General features: G+C 67.1%; 5 protein-coding genes, 1 tRNA gene and 2 pseudogenes. 6 read left to right on the top strand and 2 right to left on the bottom strand.

Annotated features, from left to right (window positions below; all coding sequences use genetic code 11):
- Window positions 1–506 (top strand): annotated as a pseudogene (locus R1101_RS26925) (ABC transporter ATP-binding protein); the annotation flags it as partial.
- Entirely contained in the window at window positions 503–1,327 is an 825-nt protein-coding gene (locus R1101_RS0114935) for an ABC transporter ATP-binding protein (RefSeq protein WP_016934204.1), read from the top strand. The pseudogene R1101_RS26925 and the gene R1101_RS0114935, both read left to right, overlap by 4 nt.
- A 40-nt stretch (window positions 1,328–1,367) precedes the next feature.
- Here R1101_RS0114935 and R1101_RS0114940 read toward each other — a convergent pair whose 3' ends face one another.
- Both R1101_RS0114940 and R1101_RS0114945 read right to left on the bottom strand, forming a co-directional pair.
- On the bottom strand, window positions 1,368–2,699 hold the full coding sequence (locus tag R1101_RS0114940; protein WP_016934205.1) for an ABC transporter substrate-binding protein: 1,332 nt from the start codon (window positions 2,697–2,699) through the stop codon (window positions 1,368–1,370).
- A gap of 186 nt (window positions 2,700–2,885) precedes the next feature.
- Complete coding sequence (locus R1101_RS0114945) at window positions 2,886–3,500, bottom strand: ANTAR domain-containing response regulator (RefSeq protein ID WP_016934206.1); 615 nt, start codon at window positions 3,498–3,500, stop codon at window positions 2,886–2,888.
- Window positions 3,501–3,610: 110 nt separating this feature from the next.
- On the opposite strand from R1101_RS0114945, the gene R1101_RS0114950 reads away from it, so the two are divergent.
- From R1101_RS0114950 to R1101_RS31030, 4 genes and pseudogenes are all read left to right on the top strand, one after another.
- Window positions 3,611–3,684 (top strand) — tRNA-Leu (locus tag R1101_RS0114950).
- A gap of 85 nt (window positions 3,685–3,769) precedes the next feature.
- Entirely contained in the window at window positions 3,770–4,303 is a 534-nt protein-coding gene (locus R1101_RS0114955) for a hypothetical protein (RefSeq protein ID WP_016934207.1), read from the top strand.
- 77 nt (window positions 4,304–4,380) lie between these two features.
- On the top strand, window positions 4,381–5,043 hold the full coding sequence (gene lexA / locus R1101_RS0114960) for a transcriptional repressor LexA (RefSeq protein ID WP_016934208.1): 663 nt from the start codon (window positions 4,381–4,383) through the stop codon (window positions 5,041–5,043).
- A gap of 360 nt (window positions 5,044–5,403) precedes the next feature.
- Window positions 5,404–5,698 (top strand): annotated as a pseudogene (locus R1101_RS31030) (hypothetical protein); the annotation flags it as partial.

The following is a 5,698-nucleotide window of genomic DNA, read 5'->3' on the forward strand; positions in this document are numbered from 1 at the left end:
GCAAACTGCTCGAGATGGCACGGGCGTTGATGACCGAGCCGACCGTCGTCATGCTCGACGAGCCGATGGCCGGGGTCAATCCGGCGCTCACACAGAGTCTGCTCGGGCACATCAAGACCCTGCGCGACGACGGGACGACGGTGGTGTTCGTCGAGCACGACATGGACGTCATCCGCGACATCTCCGACTGGGTGGTGGTGATGGCGCAGGGCTCGGTGATCGCGGAGGCACCCCCGGACGCGTTGTCGTCCGATCCGGCCGTGGTCGACGCCTATCTCGGCAGTCACCACGACCAGGCGCTCGAATTCGACGACGACGGCAATCCCGTCGGCGCGACCGCCGAACTCGCCGACGCCCTCGCCGACGCGGAGGCACAGACCCTCGAAGCCGGAGGCGACCTGTCGGATCCCGGAGCCGGAGGCGACCTGCCCGATCCCGGAGCCGGAGGCGATCCGGCCGATGCCGCGTCGACGGACACGACGGTGAGAACTGTGGAGAATCCGTGAGCGACAACATCCCTCCTGGTCCGACCGGCACGACGCCGACCGAACGTGCGGCGTCCCCGGAGGGGCATGCCCGCCTCGCGGCCGACGCACTCCTGCGCGCCGACGACCTCGTGGCCGGTTACTTTGCCGGGGTGGACATCCTGCGCGGCTGTAACTTCTACCTGCGCGACGGTGAGATCGTGGGCATCATCGGCCCGAACGGTGCCGGCAAGTCCACTCTGCTCAAGGCGTTGTTCGGTCTCATCCCCATCCGCAGCGGCACCGTCACGCTCGGCGGGGACGTGATCACGTCGGCACCCGCACACGTCCTCGTGCGCAAAGGGATCGGCTACGTACCACAGACGCAGAACGTGTTCCCCTCACTGACCATCGAGGAAAACCTCGAGATGGGGATCTATCTGCGCCCCAAGGCGTTCGAGAAGCAGTTCGAGCGGGTGGCGTCGCTGTTCCCACTGCTCGCCGAGCGCCGGAAGGTCAAGGCGGGGGCACTGTCCGGCGGTGAACGGCAGATGGTCGCGATGGGGCGGGCATTGATGATGGAGCCGTCGGTGCTGCTCCTCGACGAGCCGTCGGCCGGACTGTCGCCGATGTTCCAGGACGAGGTCTTCATCCGTTGCAAGAAGATCAACGCCGCTGGGGTCTCGATCATCATGGTCGAGCAGAACGCGCGGCGCTGCCTGCAGATCTGCGACCGTGGTTACGTTCTCGACCAGGGCCGCAACGCCTACACCGACACCGGCACGAATCTGCTGCACGACCCGAAGGTCGTGGAACTGTATCTCGGTACTCTCGCCGGCAGCCGGGAGAAGCCGAAGGGGTGACCGCCCATCGGCGGCCACCCCTTCGCACACGACCTTCCGGTCACTCCCCGACCACGATGTAGTCCTCGGTGGTCAGTGTGTTGTCGGGACCGAACACGAGTCGGCCGTACGAGCCCACACCCGGTTCGCCCGCGTCCACGAAGCTGAGTTCGCCGGTGGCACCGTCGTAGTCGATGTCCTCACCCGCACGAAGAAGATCCAGGCACTGCTGGTAGCTGGTGCACTTCTGCCCGTCACGGGTCACCGAGTTGATGTTCGCGGCGATGTCCACCCCGGCGGTCGACCCCGCCTGCACGGCGGCCAGCGCCGAGACCACCACGGCGTCGTACGACTCACCGGCGTAGTTGAAGTCGATCAGAGCCGGATCGACACCGAGCAGCCGCTGCCGGAACTCCTCCCCGGTGTCGGTCAGCGGCGTGGTGCCGGCCATGCCGTCGAGCAGTCCCTCGGCGACGTTCTCTCCCAGCGCATTACCCATGTTGCCGTCGACGCCGAACACGGCCGTGCCGTCGGACGGGCCGATGCCCACCTCGTGCATGCGGGTGATGATCTTCGCCGACTCCTCGAACCCGATGAGCGCCACCGCATCCGGTCCGAAGTTGACCACCTGGTCGACCTCCGCGTTGAACGACTGCGCGTTGGGGTCGTAGATGATCTTCTGGATCTGGTCCTCCGGGATACCGGCGTCGACGAGGTTGGTCACGGTGTTCTCGGCGAGTCCGGTGCCGTACGGGTCGTTCAGCGCCAGGATCGACACGCGCTGCGCTCCGTCCTCGGCGATCAACTGCGCGAGCGCCTGAGCCTGGAGCACGTCGGTGGGGGCGGTACGGAAGTACAACCCGCGGTCGGGATAACAGACGAACTGGTCGGACGTGTTCGCCGGCGAGAACTGCACGACGCCGGCGCTGACGATCTTGTCGATCACCTTGAGCGAGACCGACGACGACGCGGCGCCCACGATCACCTGGGTGCCGTTGGCGAGGTGCCGGTCGACGGTGGTGTTCGCGGTGTCGGTCGTCGTATCGCCGGAATCGCCGGGGAACAGTTCGACCGGTTGATCGAGAACCCCGCCGGCGGCGTTGATCTCGTCGACGGCGAGTCGGACGGCGGCGACCTCGGGCGGGCCGAGGAAGGCGAGGCTGCCTGTCTCGGGGAGGATCGTGCCGATCTTCAGCGGTCCTGTGGCGGGAGTCGTCCCGGCTGTGGCCTGTTGCGGTTCGCAGTCGGTCTCGACGGTCGTCGCGGCCGCCGATCCGTCGTCGCCGGCCGACGTGCCGGATGTCGAATCGTCACCGTCCGAACTGCACCCGGCGAGGGCGAGCGTCGCAGCACCGAGTACCGCTACGGCGCGGACCAGAGTCCGTCTTGCCATTCAACTCTCCTTCGAACGCCTGACACCGCATCCGGCGGATTCCGGATGTGGTCGAAACATAGCGGTCGGACGAACCCCGTGAACCGTGCCGAAATCCTTGTGATACGACCGTTATCTGCGGAGCGGAGATGTGATGTGGCGGTAACGCGGCACGGCGCCGTGAGCACGCGAAACCGGTTCGGGCAGCTACTCGGTGGTGTCGCCCCCGAGGGTCTCCAGAACCACGACGGCGACCTGCCTCATGGTGGTGCGGCGGTCCATCGCCGCCCGCTGGATCCACCGGAACGCTTCCGGCTCGGTCATCGCGTGCTTCTCCATGAGCAGACCCTTGGCCCGGTCGACGAGCTTGCGGGTCTCGAAGCGTTCGTTGAGACCCTGCACCTCGCGCTCGAGCTCGCGCAGCTCGGAGAAACGGCTCACGGCCACCTCGATGGCGGGCACGAGATCACTTTTCGAGAACGGCTTGACGAGGTAGGCCATAGCGCCTGCGTCGCGGGCGCGTTCGACGAGTTCGCGCTGGCTGAAGGCTGTGAGAATGACCACAGGGGCGATGCGGCGCTGTGCGATCTCGGACGCGGCGTCGATGCCGTCGCGACGCGGCATCTTGACGTCCATGATCACCAGATCGGGGCGGAGCTCGTCGGCGAGTTCGACGGCACGCTGTCCGTCGCCCGCCTCGCCGACCACCTCGAAGCCCTCTTCGCGCAGCATCTCGACGAGATCGAGCCTGATCAGGGCCTCGTCTTCCGCTACGACGACCCGACGAGGAGTTGGTGTGCTGTCGTGCGGCGCGGAGGTCATGGTCGGGCCTTCCCCTCGGTACTGGCGGTCCCCGGGTGCGGGAGTGGAACGTAAGAAAGGGTACCGGTGCGCGCCCGCTTCGCCCGATCCTCTACAGTGGTGTCCGCAACGCCCCCGTATCCCAATTGGCAGAGGAAACGGATTCAAAACCCGTCCAGTGTGAGTTCGAGTCTCACCGGGGGCACCGCTTTTCACTCCGCGGCGCGGCGCGGCCGCGGGAAGCAGCCCGCCTCCCGCCGATTCCTTCCTCCCTGTCGTAATGTTCCGACGTGGGTATCTGGGTTCTTGTCGTCGTCGCACTCGTCACCGGGACAGTGTCATGGGCAGTCGTGCGTCTGACGCGCGAGCTGGGCCGCCGAAACCTCCGGACCCGGATCGCAGCCGATCTCGCCATCTACAACGCACTCGGCGACGAGTTCCGCAAGCGTCCCGTCCGGGAGAGCATCGACGCAAGGCTGTGGCAGTTGGCGGCCCGGTCGATGCCGCTGCCGCCGGGATCGCGCCCGAAGCCTCGAGTGCGCCGGATCCTGGCTCTGGCCGGAGTCGCACTCGTCGTCGTCGGCGCCCTCGTGCTCCTGGAACTCGTCCTGAACATCCGGGAGGACGACTCGCTCCGGGTGGCTCTCGCCCTGCTGGGTGGCGCCCTGGTCGGATTCTCGATTCCGGCCTTGTCCGCCGATCCGGCGGAGATGCAGGACCGACAGCTCGTCCGTGCGTTGCGGGAACGTCGCGCCATGGAGCAGCTGCAGAACGGACCGGGTTCGTCTGCCGGCACTTCCTCGGAGCTGGCGGAGACGGCGTAGCGGCGCCTGATCCGCTCTCTCGTACGGGTCTCTGCCCGCAGCGAGCCGAGTTCGTCTCGCCCACTACGATTCGCCGGGTGACCGGTTACGACGAGTTCGATATGTTCGGGGGCCTCGACCCTGCTTCCCTGCCGCTGCGCCAGCAGCAGATCCTGGCCGCGATCCGGGACTGGATCGTCGCTCAGGGGTCTTCGCCGAGCACCCGGCAGATCGCCGATTCGGTGGGTCTGCGGTCGACGTCGACGGTCTCGAAGCATCTGAAAAGCCTCGGAGAGAAGGGTTTCCTGCGTCGCGGCAGCGCCGTGGCCCGACAGCTCGACGTACGTCCGTTCCTCGGATCACCCGGTGGGGAACGAGCGTCCGACGACACCGTGACCGTGCCGGTCGTCGGCGACATCGCTGCGGGCGCACCGATTCTCGCCGAGGAGCACACCGAAGATCTGCTCACGCTCCCTCGCGATCTGGTGGGCTCCGGCACCGTCTTCGCGTTGCGTGTGCGCGGCGATTCGATGGTCGATGCGGCGATCTGCGACGGTGACACAGTGGTGGTTCGGCGACAGCACGAGGCCCACTCCGGGCAGATCGTCGCGGCGATGATCGACGGCGAAGCGACGGTCAAGGTGTACCGGCGCCGCAGCGGCCACGTCTACCTCGAACCCCGGAACTCCGCGTACCCCGTCCTCGACGGTGACGAGGCAATCGTGCTGGGCACGGTCGTGTCCGTCATGCGCCGCATCTGACCCCCTGCCGAGGTCGGCCGCAGGTCGGATCGGTGACGACCGGATCATCTCGGTCGCGTCCGCATGGTCCGCGGGGTCACCGTAGGTGAGGACGTATTCGGCCGGATACATCTCGACGATCGACACACCCACGGGACGCGTGTTCGTTCGCGGTGCCGGTCCGCAGACCGCTCGGGGTGTGACCGAACGAGATCTGCGTACTGCTCGGGGCGGCGACCTGCACTCGAACGTTCCTGTCGGTGGCCCCCTCTACAGTTCTGCCGTCCGGGATTCGCTCCGAACCCAGCGATACGAAACGGAACCGCCATGCCGACGCCCGCCATGCCGCCCACACCTCGATCGTGCCGGTCTTCCGTCCCGATGCGATCCGCTCGTGGACTCCCCCGGCGGATCACCGCATGCCGGACGACGATCCCGTTCGGGCGCGACAGCGACGGCACACCCGTCTCGTGGGATCTCTCCGCCGGACGGCACCTGCTGATCCACCGCGACGAGCGCCGCTCGGTACCCAGCGTGTCGCTCGATCTGATCGCCATGACGACACTGACCGGCGACACGCACGATCTCGTCGTCGTCGACCCTCATCGGAGGCATCGCTGGCTCGGAGGATCGGCCCCGCGTACCTCGGGGCCGATCCTCCGAGCCAGCGATGCCT

The sequence above is a fragment of the Rhodococcus sp. R1101 genome, from assembly GCF_000278445.1.
In the GTDB taxonomy this organism is placed as follows: Bacteria; Actinomycetota; Actinomycetes; order Mycobacteriales; family Mycobacteriaceae; genus Rhodococcus; species Rhodococcus gordoniae.